Here is an 18,509-nt window from a genome sequence, read left to right on the forward strand (position 1 = left end):
AGCGGCCTTGCGAGCCGCGCGACAACGTCCATTACCCAGAAAACTCGGGGTAAGGCAAGGCCATGCACCAGTCAGGCGGCGCGGCCGCGGCACCACGATTTCGCGCGGCCTCGGCGCGCTTGGCCTTTGTGAGCGTGGCAAAGGTCCTTGCGACAAGCCTCGCCGGGTAACGGCGATCCGATCAGGGACAACCGCTCCCCTGCCCCGAGCACAAGCGGCATTTGCGTTATTAACCAGGAATAATAGGATGAAGGATCAGCATAGTTCTTGTCGTCTTATCGGCGTCGTGCCATGCCGCTGGCTCAAAGGCGGCATCGGTTGGCGATCGTGGGTTGGTCTGCCGAATACGATGACTATCCACGAGACGGTCCAAAAGCGCAGCCCGAGACGGCGGTAGGTGAGAATGAACGATCGCGTTATTCAGCTGGAGCCCGGTTTCGGATGGCACCAGGCCAAGCTTGCCCTGCTTGCCTATGCCCACGTCGTGGTTTGCTGCATCTCGCTGTACTGCATCACGATCATCGATTCCTTCCCGGGTGTCATCGCCTTCGACAAGGCACACCTGGCATCCGCAATCGTCAACGTATTGGCGTTCAGTCCCCTCGTCATCCTGTTCGCAATCAGTCGCTTCAGCTTTGGCTATCTCGTCGGCTTCTACTTCTACATCATGGTCCTGGGGTATCTCTGGCTGATCGAATTTTCGGTGCTCGATTACGATCATCGCCTGGCGCTCGCCTCGATCGTGCTTTCGGCGCTCGCATTCCTCGCCCCCGTGCTGTTCATCACCGCGCCGCTACGGCAGGCTGTCGTCATGCCGGCGCGCGCCTTTCACATGATGCCTTCCGTCATCCTGATTGCCTCAGTCGCGATCATCGGCATCGGGTCTCTCTACAACCTCAAGCTGGTCGATCTCGCCGAGATCTACAAATATCGCGCGGAGCTCGCGTTGCCGGGCGTCCTGCGATATGCGGTCTGGATCGTCTCGAACGCGCTATTGCCGTTCGCCTTTGCCTGCTTCGTCGCCAGCAAGCGGATCTGGCAGGCAGGAGCCGCTCTGCTTCTGATGCTGATGTTCTACCCGATCATGCTGACCAAGATGGCACTGTTTGCTCCGGTCTGGCTGCTGTTCCTCGCGCTGATCAGCAAGCTGGCTGAGGCCAGGGTCACGACGATCCTGTCGTTTTTCGTGCCGATCCTGATCGGCACTATCCTGTTCTTCCTGGTCAAGGCCGAGGTGCTGCCAATCAAGCCCGCATTGGTTTATTTCGGCACCGTCAACACCAGGATGGTTGCGATCCCGTCGCTCGCCCTTGAAGTCTACAACAACTACTTCTCGGCGCACCCGCTGACCCATTTCTGCCAGATCAACGCGTTGAAGCTCGTGGTTGCCTGCGCCTACGACGAGCCGATATGGGCCGTCATGGCCAAGGCCTACGATCTCGGCGCCTTTAATGCTTCGCTGTTCGCCACCGAAGGCGTCGCTTCGGTCGGCCTCGTGCTCGCCCCGGTATCCGCGCTGGGCTGCGGCCTGATCATTGCTCTCGGCAATCGCCTGTCGTCCGGATTGCCGTCGCAATTCGTGCTGCTCTCCGCGGGGCTGCTCCCCCAGGTCCTCCTCAATGTGCCGCTTTCGACCGCTCTGCTGACGAACGGCACCGGTCTGCTGTTCCTGCTCTGGTACATTACGCCGCGGTCAGCATTCGGCCAGACGGCAGCGTCGACGACCGCTATGAGCGAACATTTGCAAGCGGCAAGTGCCGGCTAGCGCGCCGCTCGGGGCGCAATCGAAGCGGCGCACATTGTCCTCAGTGAGCGCCACACTCGACAGGTCGAACGAATGCGCCTGCATCTTTTGGGAACGGGAGACTTGCGGATCACCGTAAGTGACCTACCGCCGATCAGGGCCGAGGCTTAGGGCGAAACAAACCGGCAGCAACGAAGCACAGGTTGAGCGTACTGCTAGCGGCTCAAATGAACTGGTCCGACACACTTGAACGTATTGGAGCCACGTTAAGAAGAGCCAACGCGGTCAGCACCCGTACTGGTCGCACCAAGCCTTACCGATGAACGGTGTAAGCTTGCGGGCCGCTTCAGTAAACCGTCGGTCCTTCGTGATGATCGCTGCTTCCTGCAACATGGCCCACATTGGCCAACGATAGCCATCCGGCATGGATCCGCCATACATCGAAAACCGCAAGTCTCCATTTGCAGTCGTATAGAGGTCCAGCTGCATGGCCAGACTCGCGAAATATCGAAAGGAAACCCGTAGCATCTCGGAATCTCCCAAGAGGCGGGACGCATTGTAGATTGCAATCGAAGCGGCAAGTTCTCCGTCGAGCACGCGAACATTTGGCGTAGGTGGAGTTGGGTATACGTACTCTGCCGGAAGCTTGAACCCTGAGACATCATATTCGGAGCCGCCAGATGATATTGGCGTTTTAATGAAGCTGAAGGCCTCGCCTGCGAGAGTTTTGTATTCATCCTTTCCGGTCAGCCGGTAAAGAAGAGCACACACACTCAGGATCTGACCATTCGCAAACGCGGAATACCAGGGCGGGCTCAGTTTAATTCCCCAGTTCATGGTCCATTCGAAGTTGTATGGCCAAGCGAAGACGCCGGGCGCAACCTCCCTCTTTGCGGAACTGATATAATGCTTGGCGAAGATCTCGGCTGAGGCGATCGCGTCGGCCTTTTGCTCTGGCGCTATCCCGTCCGATAGAGCAGTGAAGAGCATTCCGCGTACCGATGAGGCAGCGAACAACGGGTGAACTCCGCCAGGCTGTCCGCCGGAAAGTTGAGTGGCATAGTCTTCTGGACGAGCGAGCAGACTAACAAACTTCTCGAACTGTTTCCGATCATGACTGACGGTTTGTTCGTAAAGCCTTATGCCATCAAACTCTACCGACGCATGGCTGTAAAACTGAGACCGATCAGAAGCAGCCAACAACGCGGAGTTTGCGGGCTCTGTCTCCCCGACAAGAGTTTCCAATGGAAGGTAACTCTCCGGCTTGTCCTTCGATTTGACCTTAACGAAGAGCGCGCCAACCCCGAAATCGTACAAAGTGTCATCGACCAGCTCAAGCTCACTACCAGGGAACACACCGTAAAGGCCGGCCGATCCGTCAAATGTCTGCCAGGCGAGAATCTGCCTGCCGTTCTCGATCGAGGGGAACCACATCATGTCTGGTTGGTAGGTCGAGAAGATATTCTTAACGTAGCGCACTCGCAAGCCGGCCCTCATAGCGAAGTAAGGTCGCAGGAATTGCGCGTTCTTGTGTTCGACGAGAGCTGGAATGCCGAGATAGGGAGACGATTCAGTCGTCGTCGACTGCATTGGCTCAGCCTTGGCGGCGCCTCCAATGATGAAGATTGCCGTGAACAATGCGGCGGTCGCTCTAGTCATTTGAATTCCTCAAGTCGCAGAAGGTGTAGACCTCCCGGGGGAAGGTCGTGCCAACAACTCATCCAAGATCGGCAATCCATGACCGCCCCACACGCTTCCAATCTGCCTGCGATTCGAAGACGCGCTTGTGAAGGCGTGGCTGGGCGGCTGTGCTCGCGCACCAGCATCGCAAGCCCTCCATTCCCTTGCGGAAGTTGACCGGCTTGATGGCTACCGTCACCCAAACTGCTTCGGACGGGCGATCACCTCGTCGCCTTCAGCGCCTCGACGACGGCAGCGATCATCGCAGCGTCCGCGCCACGACCGGCCCGGTTGCTCATGCTATTAGGCGGCTCTCGGCTCGATCACCAAAACAGCTGGCGCCCGCTCGCGTTTACGCGCGAACCACGTTGTCGGCCGACTGAATGAATTTGCCGCGACAATCGACAATCAGCGGTGCCTGTGCCCGGATCAACTCATAGTCAAACTTATCGTGATCAGTTGCGAGCAGGACGCAATCGAAACGCCTCAGGTTGTCGGCAGTCAGCGCTACGCTCGACAGGTCGAACGAATGCGCGCGCATTTTCGGGAATGAAGCCACGTGCGGGTCGCTATACGCCACCTTGGCGCCGAGATCCCGAAGCCTCTCCATGAGCAACACGGATGGTGACTCGCGAACATCATCAACATTCTTCTTGTATGCAATCCCCAGTACAAGCACCGAACTGCCGTTGATCGACTTGTTGCGCTGGTTGAGCGCAAGCGAGAGTTTCGAAACCACATAGTCCGGCATCGACGAATTGATCTCACCGGCAAGCTCGATGAAGCGCGTGTGCATACCGAATTCGCGCGCTTTCCAGGTGAGGTAGAACGGATCGATCGGAATGCAGTGACCACCAATTCCCGGGCCGGGATAATAGGGCACGAATCCGAACGGCTTGGTTGCTGCGGCGCGGATCACTTCGTGAATGTCGATGCCCATCCGGTCGGCGACCATCTTCATCTCGTTGACGAGGCCGATGTTGACCGAACGGTGGATATTCTCCAGGAGCTTCGTGAGTTCGGCGGCCTGAGTCGAGCTCACCGGGACAACCTTGTCGATCACCTGCCGATAGAGCGCGATGCCCGCCTCGAGGCACGCCGGCGTACAGCCGCCGCAGACCTTCGGAATGGATCGCGTCGTGAAGTTTTGATTGCCGGGATCTTCGCGCTCCGGTGAAAAGACCAGAAATACGTCGCTTCCCGCCTTTAGCCCACGGCTCTCGACGCGCGGCCTCAGTTCCTCTTCAGTCGTTCCGGGGTAGGTCGTGCTCTCAAGCGATATGATCATGCCTTGGTGCAGATGGGGCAGCAACGACTCCGTCGTGCTCAGCACGAAGCTAAGATCGGGTTCGCGATACTTATTGAGTGGAGTAGGAACGCAAAGAATCAGCGCGTCCACTTCCTTGGCTCTGGAAAAATCCGTTGTTGCTTCAAAGCCACGCTCGTTTGCAGCCTTCACGCTCGAAGCCGGAATATGCTCGATGTAGGAGTGGCCGGCTTGAAGCTGATCAACCTTGCGTTGGTCGATGTCGAAGCCGATGACCTGGTAGCCAACCTCGCAATAGCGGAGCAACAGCGGAAGGCCGACATAGCCCAAACCAACGATGCCAATCTTCGCCGTTTTACGGTCGAGCTTCTCGATCAGGTCGGAGTTCATTGTTGAGACTCGTGAGCCGCGTATAGCGGCATTTTCGGATTAATGGATGGCAGAAAAGGACAGCCTGCACGGGTTTCCTAGACTAGCCTTGGTCGGCGAACAACCCCAAGAGGGCAGTTTTCGTCGAACTTACGTCATTACTGCATCTGGATTCCGGTTTTCAGCAGACTGGAAATCGCGAAGGCTGCCCGCCCCTGCCCGTATTCCCCGATCTCTCGGCGTTCGGCACGCTCCGGCCCCTTCCAGAGCCGGTTCCACCCGTTCTCGATCGTCTCGGTCCATTCGGTTTCGTCACGGAGCGTCGTGCACGGTACACGATGGAAATAGGCCTCCTTTTGAAGTCCGCCGGAATCCGTATAGACCTCTGTAGCGTGGTGTAACAGCTTCGCCATGTCTAGATAGCCGATCGGATCAATAACCCTTAGCCCATCCAGGCTCACTCCCATTCGGGCTGCGGCCTGCCGGGTCCGCGGGTGCAATGGCACGACTATCTGGTACTGCTTCGCGTGCTCCTGCAGAAAGTGCACGACCGCGCGAAGGTTCCGCGGGTCATCGGTGTTCTCCGCGCGATGCACCGTAGCGATGGCATATTCCTTCGGCGACAGGGACAGATCAGAAAGTATCGTCGAGCTCTTTGCAGCCCTGTCGATAGCGAACAGCGTGGCGTCATACATGACGTCGCCGACGTGATGAACGCCGTCGGTGACGCCTTCGGCCGCGAGATTTGCGACGGCGGTCCCGGTTGGGCAAAGATGCATCGTCGAGAGATGGTCGGTGACCAGTCGATTAATTTCCTCGGGCATGCGCCGGTTGAACGAGCGAAGCCCTGCCTCTACGTGAGCCACCGGGATGTGCAGCTTGGAGGCCGCGAGCGACCCGGCCAGTGTGGAGTTCGTGTCGCCGTAGACGACGACCCAGTCGGGCTTCTCCGCGAGCAGGATCGGCTCAATGGCCGCCAGCATCCGTCCGGTCATATCTCCGTGGCCACCGCCGTTGATATCGAGGTGATGGCGGGGCTCAGGAATGTCTAGTTCTTCGAAAAACACTGCGGACATGTTCGCATCGAAGTGTTGACCGGTATGGATCATCACTTCGGTAAGCCCGCCGGTTTCCCGAATTGCGCGACTGACGGCCGCCGCTTTGATGAACTGCGGCCGCGCGCCGACGATGGTGAGGATCTTCACGAGTACTCTCCAGAGACTGGTACAGGGTTGATCGTCATGTGGTGCTGCGTGGAAGATCCGCGCCTATGGTCTTGCGCAAGCCGTCCTCAAATCGCGTGAAACGATCGAGCTGAAACCGGCTTGCAAGCCGACCGAGATCAGGAACGATGCTGGCCGACGGTGTCTTGACGAGCTCGAATTTCGGCTCAACACCGAGCTGCCTGCCGATCATATCGGCAATTTGACGAATCGTCAGCATCTCTGGCGTCGCAACATTCAACGTTTCCGTCCAGCCATGTGTGACGCTTGCAAGGATGACTTCGACGACATCATCGACAAGAGTCGGCGTCAGACGAACGCCCTCGCCGTTGTCGGTCAAGTGAACCGCCGTGCCGTCACGAACTCGACGTACGAGCTCCGGGATGAGACGACCATGTTGACCGGGTCCGTAGGGAAAAAACAGTCTCAAGATGTTTAATGCGAAGACGCTGGCGAACGGCCTTGCGATGATCTCCGACGCAAGCTTGCTCGCCCCCAAAAAGCCGGCGGGAGCCAGCGATTTGTCTTCCTTCAGAGAGCCGACGAACGGCTCGTATACGGCTCCGGATGACACCAGGCAGAACTGTTTGACCTTGGATTTCGCTGCCCATTCGAGCAGGAACATCGTCATCGCCACGTTGACCGCAAACATGTCGCCCGCATCCGCCGGAAAATGACGGTAGTTGCGCGACTGCGCGAGATGAATGACGACGTCGACTTTGTCAGGCAGCTTGGGGAAATCAATTTCCGCCCGCCCGTCCCAAATCACCTTGTCGCCGAAAGCGACCGGCGATTCGGGCCGGCAAACACAAAAGAGCTCGTGACCCGCGGCAACTAGCCGAGGACCAAGTGTAGAGCCGACAAACCCGGTGGCCCCTGTCAGCAATATCCGCATGTTCAAATCAGGCTAAAGGCTTCGTCGCAAGGACGGAGATCCCATTCGGATTAGAGTCGTTGAAGCTGTAGGACTCTACACCCAATCCCTTCAGCCAGCCCTCGACTTCCTCCTCGGTGTGCTGCCAGGCATTGTGAGGATGATACCAGTCGAAATTGACCATATTGTTGGTCTCGTAGTCGAAGGCTTCGTTCCAGAAGCATTTCAGGAAATTGTAATAAAGCAACCGTTGAACGTTGTGCTTGCCTGCAGGAATTCCCAACGCGGGAATGGGTTTCTTGAGCTCGATGGTCGCATTCAGGCGAGACAATTCGCGTCCGAGCTCGGTGATGCCTTCGCAAGCCGCATAACACTCTTCCGCCGAAAGCGGCATGAAGTTTTCGCGCAGGTAGCCGTCGGTAAATACGCGGACAGCGCCCATCTTCCGGTAGACATAGAAGAAGAACTGTCCGCCCGGACGCACCTTCTTGTATAGCGCTTCCACAGCCAATTGAGTGTTCGGCGTGTGATGCAGCACCCCGTCTGCAATAATGAAATCGAATGTGTCGTCAGGAAACGGTGCTTCCATCAGATCGGCCTGAACCACGCAGCAATTGTGCAGATCGCGGGTATTCTCGAAGGTCGTGAACGCCGCATCCGAAACGTCAAGTGCGAACACCTCGCCAGGACAATTCTCGGCGATGAAGCGAGTGTTGAACCCAGAGCCCGGCCCAACCTCCAACACGCGCCGCTTGGCGCGATAGAAATCCTGAAGCGCGTCAATATCCGGCAGACCGAGCTTCTTGCAGTACCAGCCGAACAGAAATTCCTTGTGCTCGGGCTCCAAGCCGTACTGCTTGAAACGCCGCCACTTGTCGGAAAAGGTTTCGTTGGTCTTGGCTTGTTCGCTGGCCTCCGGTCGTGTTGGAGCCGTCACCGGTTCCTTCAGTCCGTGGCGCGCGCAGAAGTCCGTCAGGTCGGGTTTCATCGGCCCACCCAGGAAGCAGGGAACTCCCTGCAAGATCGGATACCAAACCGACGGCTCATGCGTCCGAAGCAGACCCTCGAGCACATGACCATCGGCCTGAGAGAAAACCTCCAGGTTCAAGGCCTGGCCGGCAGGCCGCAGCAGAGAACTGTCGACAGGTCGCATGAATTAATACCTCGTGTCGCTATCAGACGGGACCGCCGTAGGCGCCGTGTTGTCGGCACCATGCTTCGAAACTCAACAGGCTCCATATCAAGGCGACGTGGTTAGCCTTCTCGGAAAAATGCTCGTCAAGAATCCGGCGGACGAATGCATGTTGCAGTACGCCTCTCCGCTTGATTCGGGATTCCGAAAGCTGCTCCTCGATCCATGGACGAAGGATTCCTCTGTACCAGGAAGCATCCGGCGGTCCAAAGCCCATTTTCGGCTTGCGGTATATGACCTCCGGCACGAGCGGCCGAACAGCTTCGCGAAACAGAATCTTTCCGGTTACGCCATCGGACAGGAGCTTCCAATCGACGTTGAGCAAGTAGTCCACAACCTCGTTGTCCAGGAGCGGCACCCTCGCTTCCAAAGAGTGCGCCATCGACAATTTGTCTTCTAGGACCAGCAGACCTGGCAGGTAGGTCGTAAAATCCACGTGCATCACGACGTCCCACGGATCTCGTGACGGCGCCGCATTGATAGCGTCATTGATCGCCGCGACTGGATCAAATCCGGCCGCGGCCCGGAGAAACTCCGGCGTGAACGCGTCTCCGATTTGTTGGGCCGAAACAGGAACGTTCAAATTGGCCCTGTACAAAGCAAAAGGATCTGTCGGCGACGGCCTTCGATACCTGACCGAACGAAGCCATTGAGCTGCCCGCAGCATCAGCGATGCAGGCCGAGACACGATAGCGTACCTCCCTACATAGCCTCCGGTAACCTCGTCGCCGCCCGTGCCTGACATTACGACCTTGGCGTCCTGGGCGACCCTGCGCGCAATCAGATAGTTCACATAAGCCATGCCCATCCGGGGATATTCGAGCGCGGCGACTGTGGAGTCCAGATTGGTTGCCAACGCATCCTGCGGCACCGTTAACTCAATGCGCTCGATGTCCAAGCTCTTGGCAACGGCACGGGAGAAATCCCGTTCGTCGACAAAGCTATCCGCTCCGACATTCTCCAGGTCGAAAATGCAGGAATACGCCCGCACATTATGATCGATCTGGTGGGCGGCGGACGTGATGGCCGAACTGTCGATCCCGCCCGAAAGATAGGTCATCACCGGAACATCGGCGGCCAACTGTCGCCGCAGCGCAGCCTGAACGATCTCGGCGAATTCGCCGGAGGCTTGCGACAGGCTGGGCGAGTAAACGCGGTTGTAGGACGCCGACCAGTACGTTCCGCGGGAGTGGCGGCCTCTCGCGAAACGCTCGAAAGTGCCGGGCTGCAGAAGCCGAGCGTCGCGGAACGGAGTACGCCCGTTCCAGTTATTCATCAGTGTAAAATATTCAAGCGTTGCGGACGCATCAAAGGCCTTCTGGACCAGACCGCTGGAATGCAGGCAGCGAACCTCTGAACCGAAGACCACACCCTCGCCGGGCAAGTTTGAGAGGTAAAGCGGTTTGATTCCGTAGCGGTCGCGGGCCACGACAAGTTCGCCTTGCTTCTCGTCCCAGATCGCACAGGCAAACATACCGTTGAGCCGCGAGAACAAATTCGTCGCCCATTGCTCCCAGCCATGGACCAGGACTTCCGTGTCCGAGTGATCCGTCATAAAGCGATGGCCAGCCGCCTCGAGCTCCTTGCGCAGCTCACGGTGATTGTAGATCTCACCGTTGAATATCACCCAAACGGTCCCATCCTCGTTGCGCATCGGCTGGTGGCCTGTCGCAAGATCGACGATCGAAAGGCGGCGAAAGCCGAGCACGACGTCGGGTGAGGAATAATAGCCGCTGTCGTCGGGGCCCCGATGCTCAATACTCGATGTCATTCGCCGAATGCGTAATTCCGCGTCCGAACACGAACCGAAATGCAAAATGCCGGAGATACCGCACATGTGAATCTGGCCAGCGCGACGGATCAGGAACCGGCGGGGGTCAGCACAAACAAGCTGTGCGTATCGTGATAGGCTGCAAGCATCGCATCGGCGATATGATCGTGGTTGTGCCAGCGCTCGACGTAACGACGGGCCTTTCTTCCCAGTTCGGGCCACTCGTCCCGGCGTTCCAGAATTGCAGCGATATCCTCGGCAAGCCGTCCGGGATCGATGTTCAGAATCGCCAAATCGTCCCTCATCGCTTCAGGCACGAATTTCAGGTCGCTTTCCCGAATGTAGCATGCCACCGGCTTCCCCATCGCCATCATCTCAACGGCAAAGCCGCCGTACCAACCTGCAAGCACCTGGTCAATGGCAAGATCGGCCGACCGGTAGATGGCCAGCGCCTCCTCGTGGGTCTTTTTTTCGACCAGGATCAACTCGAATTCAAATCTCGATTTCAAGAGATCCAGCGCATCGAGAATGAGCTGGGTACCCTTGATACTCCCGTCGCTGGGAGCATGCACAATCTTGGGCTTGCCTCTTGGCGATGGGTACTGAGGCGCAAATTTGTCGATTTCGACATTGGCATAGGGCAGAAACTGCCCCGTCGGGACGAGGTGGCCGAGTTCCGGATTGAGATAGAACACCCGGTCGAACAGCGGCAGAACGTGGTCGATCAGGTGTCGACGCCGCGCGTCCAGCATGCTGATGCAAGTCTCGTACGCTGAACAGCGGCCCTTGCTGCACATGGTCCACTGATTTCGCTTGTTACCCTCTCCTGCCAGTCGCGCGTCGCACCCCTGAAGCGTCATGAATCTCTTGGTGCGGAGACGCTTGGCTATCCTGAGATCAATTGTCGCCAGAAGATTGAGCAGGCGGCCCCTTCGAGTGGTTTCAGGGAACGGAAATCCCGGATACAGGAACGTCAAGCCGAAGTAGTAGTGCAGGACATCGTAGCGAAACAGCGCCAACAGCCCAAAAGCGGCACTGCGAAGCGTCTTTTGAAATCGGCTAGTGCTGTCGTCGTACAAGACCCGGTCCGCCGGATACTTGAACCAAGTGCCGCTTCTTACCACCAGGTCGCTGCTGTTGCCGCGGCGCCGTTCCGCGCGCGAGAGCGACCAAGGCTGATTGCCGATGTTGAAGGGGCCGTGAAGAATTCTCATCGCGCGTCCACCCCTTCTGACGCAACCAATCCGGGATTGCGACGATCGGCCTGGCCGAAGACAAGCCTCGGCCCGAGGCCGGTCGCTCGTTGTTTGCGCCGATGGCGGTGCTTTCTCACGAACGTCATGTGTCGGATGTCCCGGTAGCGCCAAGTTGTTCGGCGCCACATTGTCTTGAGACCTGAAACGGATGCTGCCAGCCGGTGGCTACCGGAATGGAGTTTCGCCGTGTCTCTTCCTGCGCGCGCTTTTTCCTTATCCGGCTCAGCACTGGGGGCGGGAAGTCTGCGGTATCCTCGTAGAGTTGCCCCAAACGGGTAGCAACGGCCGAAACCGTGTGCCACCGTTCCACGTAGCGCCGTCCTTGCTCGCCGATCAGTCGAAGACGGCTTCGGTTATCCATCATCCAAAGCAGGACCTGCTCGAGCTCGTCTGGGGTCGTGTTGATGATTGGGCATTCGTCCGGTGCATCGACCAGAGCTCTGCTCCTCACGAAGCTCAGCACCGGCTTGCCGAGCGCCATCCCTTCTAGGGCAGTATAGCCGTATGCGCCCCCGATAAACTGGTCGGCAACGACGTCGCTCTCGGCAAACAGGCTGAGGACCTGACTGTTACGAACGCCCTGTATCTTGAAGTATTCGATTTGATGCCCCTGAGCACGCAGCTTCTCGATCACTTGCTCAAGGTACGTTGATCCCTTGAAATGCGTGTGATTTGGAGCATGAGCGATCCGAAGTGAGCCAGACGAGGCGCCGGGACCGGATGCCCTCGCTGGACCCAGGTCAAGCGGCCAGTAATTGATATGTCTCGCTGTCGGCATGTAGGTCAGCATGTCGCCCAGCGAAACCAAGGCCGTCACCGTCTTGTCCAATTCGGAGACGTATCGCTGAGCATCGGCATCATGGCACGTACAGTATTTGGGCGGCTCGGTGCAATCGACGCAAAAATTCCACCTGCCCAGCGCCAATGTTGCCTGCCTGGTGCGAACGTCCGCGCCATAGGCGTAGACATAGACCCGCTTGCCAGCGCGCCGGAGCGCGGCAAGCTCCTCGAAATTGATCTGCAAGCGGGCCGTCGAATCCAGCAGCCCGCGATCCGCAAAAAAATGAAACACATCATACCGCAGCAGAGCCCAAGCAAGAACCAGCCGCTGAAACGCAAGGCCAAGGCCGAACGAACAGGCGAATGCATAGGGACGCCTGAGATTGATGTCGAACTGCGAGGTTATGATGTAGGTGACATAAACAAGAGACGTTGAGCGAAACCCGAGCGCTCGATCCGCCTTGGCTTTCAGTGGCAGCGTCAAAATTGGTGTTACGCCCCACAGCGTTCGAACGCGGCCCAACCTTAACCGCATGGCGCCGAATCGTGGACTGAGCCAAATAGCGGCATCCAAAATTGCCTTCGAGACTGCGGTGCCGGCCGGCGGGATGAAGACCAGGCGAGCGAGCTTTCGACTAAGCGCTCTCAGCTGGTAGAGAATCAGGGTGTTCCGATCTGGTGAACGCGCAATCGACCAGACGGTAAGCAGCCATCTGCGGACTGTTACGGGGAGCACGAGCCTGGAGGCCGCTCTTAACCGGTCATACATAGCGAAATTACCTGCAGAGACAAATGTTCTTAGGACAGGGCCGTCGTTGGCCAAAACGAATCTAGCCATGCGGCATGTCGCCGAAATGCCGTATTGCGGCATGCCATGAACGGAAGCAGGTTATACATGCCGTCACTAGCGGATGACACGTTGCATCATCGCCGTGGCAGCTGCTTGTAGACTTCCACCAGACGCTGCCATTCACGCCCTGCATCAAGACTTGCGAGCGTTACGCCTATGTTGGCGCGGAGCCTGGCAGTCAGATCCGCCTGCTCGATCAGCTTGTTGATGGAACGGGCGATCGACTTCGGATCGTACGGGTCGAACATCAACCCGACCTGGTTACCTGACACGAGACGTCTTGCTTCCGGGTAATCGGCGGCCAGGACCGGCAGATCCGAAGCGAGGTATTCAAAGATCTTGTTGGGCAGGGCAAACGTAAAATTCCTGCACAGAGCCGGCAAGGTCCAAATGCCCGCATCAGCGCCCCGCGCGGCCGCTACGACATCGTGGGAGGGCACGGGAGGCAAGAGAATGAGCCGGCCTTCAGCACCGATCTCGGCCGCTAGCTTACGATACCCCTCACCGAACAGTTCAAGCGAAGGCCCTCTGATGACGAGCACGCACTTCGTTGCGTATTCCAAAGCCTGAATAATCGGCTCTATCAAGCGGGTGGGCCCCGTTCCGCCTTGCCAGAGCAGGACGAAGGTCGATTGATCGAGACTCAGTTGTTCCTTGAGCGGCGGATATTTCTTCGTCGGGCTGCGGTGAATGTTAGGTATGTTCCGCACCACCAAGGGACGCTTGCCTCCCAATTCCGCGTTCATGGCATCGGCGATTGAATCGCAAACCGTGACCGTGGCGGACGCCTCACGCAAACAGCGAGCTTCCAGTTTCTGCAATTGCCGCTTCCAAGGCTGCGGATATGGCAAGTACTCCTTGCGCCCCGAGTCCCAATGCACGTTCTCTGAAAACCACTCATGAAAGTCCACAATCAGATGGGCGCCGGTGACGTTGGCTGCGGCAAGCGCGACATAGGCCGTATTGAGATCGTGTGCATGAAACGCAAATGGCTTCAGCGTGACGGCGGCGGCATAGAGCTGATTTCCGACATATCCGGGAGATTCGCTGACGAATGACGCTGCCGTCCAATTCAGCCATTTGATCGACACCGACGGCCCCCAATCGATCTTGAAGCTTTCTCCGGCCCCGTCGGACGGCTCCGGACAAAGCACCGTGACCTCATATCCGGCCTCGGCCAGCGCGCGAGCCTCGCGCTCCACGCGAGGATCGATCCGGAGATCGGATACTACAAGCATGACAACCTCCGTCCCGCTGGCATTCGTGCCGATCCGGGAGAAAGGACCTTGCCGCGAAGCCGCCCGGAGCAACGGAAGGCGCTGACGCATCAATTCCGCGTTCTGCAAAAACATGGTGCTGATACGCAGATATCTCGACCGCACGCCACGGACGACCCGCGCAGGGAATTCCAGTTTACGCGCCAGCTTCGGTCGCCGCGAGTTGACGAACCACCAAACCGGGCGCAACCACTTCTTCAGCCTAGGATACCGCGCTACCACGGTTGTCATAGCATTCAACAAGCTCTTGCCCCTTTCGTTCTCGACACCGCCGCATTCGCATGGATGCACAGCGCTCGCTTCCTTGGCGCCCAATGCGAACCGGGAAGCTGCTCGCGTTCAATGGCACGGCCTATAGAGCGAGAGCCTTGGCTCTCTGATCCATTTTGGCTGCTTCGAGCTCGGGAAGATCTGCCGTCTCCACGTACAGGCTTGCCAAATGTCCCGCGAGTGCCTCTATCGAGTAGTTTCGCTTGACATAAATTGGCCCGGCCGCTTCAGCCACAGAGAGGCGCGCGCGGTCCGAGACAAGATCTCTCAGGACATCCTTGATCGTATCCGGATCGGCGTAGATCACTGGACAGGTGTCGAGATCTGCGACACCTACTCCTGCGTGCAAGTAGCAGATCACGGGGCACCCCGAGGCCATCGCTTCGACAGCGGTCAGCCCAAACGATCCGCTCACAAGTTGATCAACAAGGACGTCGATCGTCTGCATTGCGGCCAAGATCTCGTCATTTGGCTTTCCACTGAGCTGCAGGAGCTCAATACGATATCCCTCCGACTGCAGTTCAAGCACAGCCTTCTCAAGATACCTGGATCCCTTAAAATAGGGATGGTTTGGAAAGTGACCAACAAGCAATTCCCCACCCCGGCGCCCCACAAGTTTTCGCGGGTTAAACTTGGCAACATCCACCGTAAGATACGGGACATTCCTGGCGCCAGGAATCAGCTTTGCGGCAAGACCGTGCGCAACGACCGCTGTCGAGTATTCTCTGATGGTCCCCAACATGCTCGCCCCGCCGGCATCGTCGCAGACACAATACTGGCCTGGCTCAGGACATTCCGAACAGAAGCTCCATTTTCCCAAGGCTAGAGTCTTATTGCGCGTTCGGTGGTCAGCGCCATACGCATACGTGTAGAGACGCTTTCCCGCCTCTCGATACAGCTCCATTTCCCGCACTGCGATTCCAAAGCGCGGGCTGCCGTAACCGCCCGCAGGCTCAATAATTCCCCGGTCATTGTACAGGTGAAAGAAATCGAAATTCGCAATGGCCCAGATCAATATGATCCACCTAAACAAATAAACGTCCTCACTGCGCTCGGCGGCAAGACGCGACTGAATCTCGGCGAAGACGAAATCAAAATCCGATGCCGTGTGATAAGTGGTAAATACGACTGAACTCGCATTCACGTTCAGAGCACGATCCGCCGCGACGCACGCGCGAAGACTGACGATTGGCGTGACCCCCCATAGCGAGTTGAGATGGCCGGCCAGGACTCGCTTCTCGGAGATCTTGCGGCAATCGCCAACAAAGGCGTTCCAGAAATCCTGCGCGTCGGTAGATTGATCCGGATTGAGGAAGGGCCGCAAGACATCCAGGAGAAGAATGACCTGCGAATAATCCTTTTCAACAGCAATTCGATCTGCCGTTTGCAAGAGGTTCTCGCCTATCTTTGCAAGTGAGCTATTTGGGAACAGCTTTCGCGAAGCTTCGCGAAAGCTCGCGTTTCGTCTTGCGAACCGCTTCAGGTTGGGAAAGTCCGAATCGATCCCAAACAGCTTTCGAACCGACCGAGCCAGCCTTAGCGCAAACACAACGGGACGCCTCAAGTAATGGCTCGATTTACGGTATCGGCTACGAACTCCTGATCCTGCTCGGTCATGCCGGGAAAAATGGGCAGCGTAATCGTGGTGTCCTCCGCAAGTGCCGCCTTTGGAAATTGCTCGGCCTTGAGTCCATACTTGCTTTTGTAATAGCCGAGCCGATGTACCGCGTGGGTGCCCGGCCTGGTTTGGATTCCCGCCGCCGCCAGCGCCGCCATCACCGCGTTACGGCGCACTCGATTCCCCTCGGAGAGGCGAATGACGTAGGACTGATACGTATGTCCATCGACGTCCCCGCCCAGCGGTCGCCCGATCGAATTGTTTCCGGCTAGCAGCTCGGAATAGCGACGTCCGAGACGTCTGCGCTCCGATAGCAAACGGTCGAGCTTCCCCATCTGTGCAACTCCGACAGCCGCCTGAATGTCCGATAAGCGCAAATTGAAGCCAAGGTTGTCGAACGTCGCCATCGTCCACGGACCATGCGGCTCAATCGACGAATCCGGCGCGCCCGTGGAGCCGTGGTTTCGTTGCGATCGCACGCGCTCGGCGAGATCATCGCGGTTCGTGGTTACAGCTCCTCCCTCTCCCGTCGTAACCGCCTTACGCGGGTGGAACGAGAAGCAAGCTATATCGCCGATCGCGCCAACCGGTGCGCCCCTGTAAGTGGTGCCGATCGCGCAAGCAGCATCCTCGATCACGGCAATGCCCTGACGCTCCGCAATGGCCTTTATTTCATCCATCGGTGCGGCAAGGCCGAACAGATGGACGGCGACAATTGCCTTTGTTCGCGGCGTAATCGCCGCCTGAAGGGCATCCGGGTCGATGTTGAAGGTCGATAGGTCGATGTCGACGAATACCGGTTTTGCGCCAACGTATTCCGCCGAATGCGCACTTGTCACCCACGTGAACGCCGGAACAATAACCTCGTCTCCAGGACCGAGCTTGAGCGCCATCGTCGCCAAATGCAGGGCGGCGGTGCATGACGTGCAGGCGAGCGCATGTTTCACGTCCTGCTTCTCGGCGATAAGCCGCTCGAACCGCTCGGTGAACGGGCCTTGCGTGACCCATTTCGAGCTGAGACATTCCCGAAGCAACTCTATTTCAGTCTCGTCGAAACTTGGCTCTGTGATGTTCATCTAACTGTTACTCTTGATGCAGATATCCCGTCCACCTCCTACGAACCATTCCGTAGTTCGCTGGTGAGTTACCGGGACGATCATTGACCTTTAGGCCGAATACACTTGAACCTTGTGCCCGGCCAATTTTGCCTTCACCTGGTCGAAGTAGACCGGACTTATGGCGAGCGCTACGTGGCGGATGCCCAGCTCGTCGATCTTGTCCAGTCCGCCCACCAGGCGACCATGAATGCCGCTTCCCCACGTCGATCGGTTCTCATCGAGGTACGCCGAAATCTCCGCCACATCGAATCCAAAATAGAACGGAGCGAACAGGCCCGAGGGTCCCAGTCCAAAGATCGCGAACGGCTCTCCCGCTGCACGCGCTGCCGTCTGGCAACGGTTGATCGCCTCCATCGCATTCCCAGCAACAGGCAAATTCTGGTCCAGCACGCTCCGGTTGACGGCCGCCACGTTCTCGATCGAAGCTGTCGGATGGCCGTTCTTTCTAAGCAGCACGAAGATCGGGACACCCGCCTCCTTCGACGCGACCACATCAAATCCGGCAGCTTTCGCCAACGACGTTAGGCTGTGGATCGTAAGCTTCGAAAGGTGATCCGCACAAAACAGGTCGTTGGGATTGCGTGCGAAATTGGGAACACGAATGTAGAACAACCCGGACTCGTGCAGACGCTCGTACCCCCATCGAAGCATGTCGAGCGGGTTCTCCACATGCTCCAAGACGCCGAGTGCCACGACCAAATCGAACCTCGCCGCGCCGGCATCGAACTCCTTGTAATCGCAGTGATGAATTGAGGCGCTCGGAAACCGTTGCTTCAACACATCGAAAGCCGAACTCGGCTCGAACGCGGTGGCCCGCCATTCCGTCGATTGCTCGAGGAAGTGTCCCAGGAAATCGCCTTTTCCGGCGCCCACCTCCAGGATCGCTCCCTGCGAAGGCAATTCGCTCATCTCTCTCAATATCTGATGCGTGCGCTCCGCCTGCGAAATCGGCGCCGGGCCCGAAAAGCTCTGAATGGCCGCGTTTGGGCTTCTCATCATCAAGCTGTAGCTGCCCTTGTAGAAGGCCTCACTCCAGCCACGCGTGCCGCCGGCGTTGAATATCAGCCCACAGCCCGAGCAGAGCCGATTGTCCAGCGAAGCATTGCGCAGCACCATCATATCGGACGTGATGCAAGTGCCCGAAAACGACGGATAGAGATCATGCAACTGATCGGAACTACAGACCGGACAGCGAACAGACATCGGTTCATTCTCCTTCG

Annotated in this window: 13 protein-coding genes; 1 reads left to right on the forward strand and 12 read right to left on the reverse strand. The window is 57.8% G+C overall.

Translation table 11 applies throughout. The features are described from left to right. The first annotated feature begins 403 nt into the window (after positions 1-403). A complete protein-coding gene (locus tag ACVI1L_RS41245) occupies positions 404-1,765 on the forward strand; it encodes a hypothetical protein (protein WP_456785420.1) in 1,362 nt (453 codons plus the stop codon). Between the two features lie 264 nt (positions 1,766-2,029). On the opposite strand, the gene ACVI1L_RS41250 is transcribed toward ACVI1L_RS41245, so the two are convergent. From ACVI1L_RS41250 to ACVI1L_RS41305, 12 genes are all read right to left on the reverse strand, one after another. Beyond that, a complete protein-coding gene (locus ACVI1L_RS41250; RefSeq protein WP_456785421.1) occupies positions 2,030-3,403 on the reverse strand; it encodes a D-glucuronyl C5-epimerase family protein in 1,374 nt (457 codons plus the stop codon). Between the two features lie 373 nt (positions 3,404-3,776). Then, on the reverse strand, positions 3,777-5,081 hold the full coding sequence (locus ACVI1L_RS41255) for a nucleotide sugar dehydrogenase (protein ID WP_229190130.1): 1,305 nt from the start codon (positions 5,079-5,081) through the stop codon (positions 3,777-3,779). 137 nt (positions 5,082-5,218) lie between these two features. Continuing rightward, complete coding sequence (gene wecB / locus ACVI1L_RS41260) at positions 5,219-6,265, reverse strand: non-hydrolyzing UDP-N-acetylglucosamine 2-epimerase (protein WP_283070132.1); 1,047 nt, start codon at positions 6,263-6,265, stop codon at positions 5,219-5,221. 34 nt (positions 6,266-6,299) lie between these two features. Continuing rightward, on the reverse strand, positions 6,300-7,178 hold the full coding sequence (locus ACVI1L_RS41265; protein WP_229190128.1) for an NAD-dependent epimerase/dehydratase family protein: 879 nt from the start codon (positions 7,176-7,178) through the stop codon (positions 6,300-6,302). A gap of 7 nt (positions 7,179-7,185) precedes the next feature. After that, entirely contained in the window at positions 7,186-8,310 is a 1,125-nt protein-coding gene (locus ACVI1L_RS41270; protein WP_456785422.1) for a class I SAM-dependent methyltransferase, read from the reverse strand. Positions 8,311-8,332: 22 nt separating this feature from the next. Continuing rightward, entirely contained in the window at positions 8,333-10,186 is a 1,854-nt protein-coding gene (gene asnB, locus ACVI1L_RS41275; RefSeq protein WP_456785423.1) for an asparagine synthase (glutamine-hydrolyzing), read from the reverse strand. 23 nt (positions 10,187-10,209) lie between these two features. Then, positions 10,210-11,334, reverse strand: coding sequence for a glycosyltransferase (locus tag ACVI1L_RS41280; RefSeq protein ID WP_456785424.1), 1,125 nt, complete (start codon positions 11,332-11,334; stop codon positions 10,210-10,212). Positions 11,335-11,458: 124 nt separating this feature from the next. Continuing rightward, the gene (locus tag ACVI1L_RS41285; RefSeq protein ID WP_456785425.1) at positions 11,459-12,640 is read right to left on the reverse strand and encodes a glycosyltransferase; all 1,182 of its coding nucleotides are present in this window, start codon (positions 12,638-12,640) and stop codon (positions 11,459-11,461) included. Between the two features lie 440 nt (positions 12,641-13,080). Continuing rightward, entirely contained in the window at positions 13,081-14,472 is a 1,392-nt protein-coding gene (locus ACVI1L_RS41290; RefSeq protein ID WP_456785426.1) for a glycosyltransferase, read from the reverse strand. Positions 14,473-14,635: 163 nt separating this feature from the next. Continuing rightward, positions 14,636-15,943, reverse strand: a complete 1,308-nt coding sequence (locus ACVI1L_RS41295) for a glycosyltransferase (RefSeq protein WP_229190122.1) — start codon at positions 15,941-15,943, stop codon at positions 14,636-14,638. A 170-nt stretch (positions 15,944-16,113) separates the two neighbouring features. Next, a complete protein-coding gene (locus ACVI1L_RS41300; protein ID WP_456785427.1) occupies positions 16,114-17,247 on the reverse strand; it encodes a DegT/DnrJ/EryC1/StrS family aminotransferase in 1,134 nt (377 codons plus the stop codon). Between the two features lie 90 nt (positions 17,248-17,337). After that, positions 17,338-18,492, reverse strand: a complete 1,155-nt coding sequence (locus ACVI1L_RS41305; RefSeq protein ID WP_456785428.1) for a class I SAM-dependent methyltransferase — start codon at positions 18,490-18,492, stop codon at positions 17,338-17,340. Between the last annotated feature and the right edge of the window lie 17 nt (positions 18,493-18,509).

The sequence above is a fragment of the Bradyrhizobium sp. USDA 4516 genome (assembly GCF_054055915.1).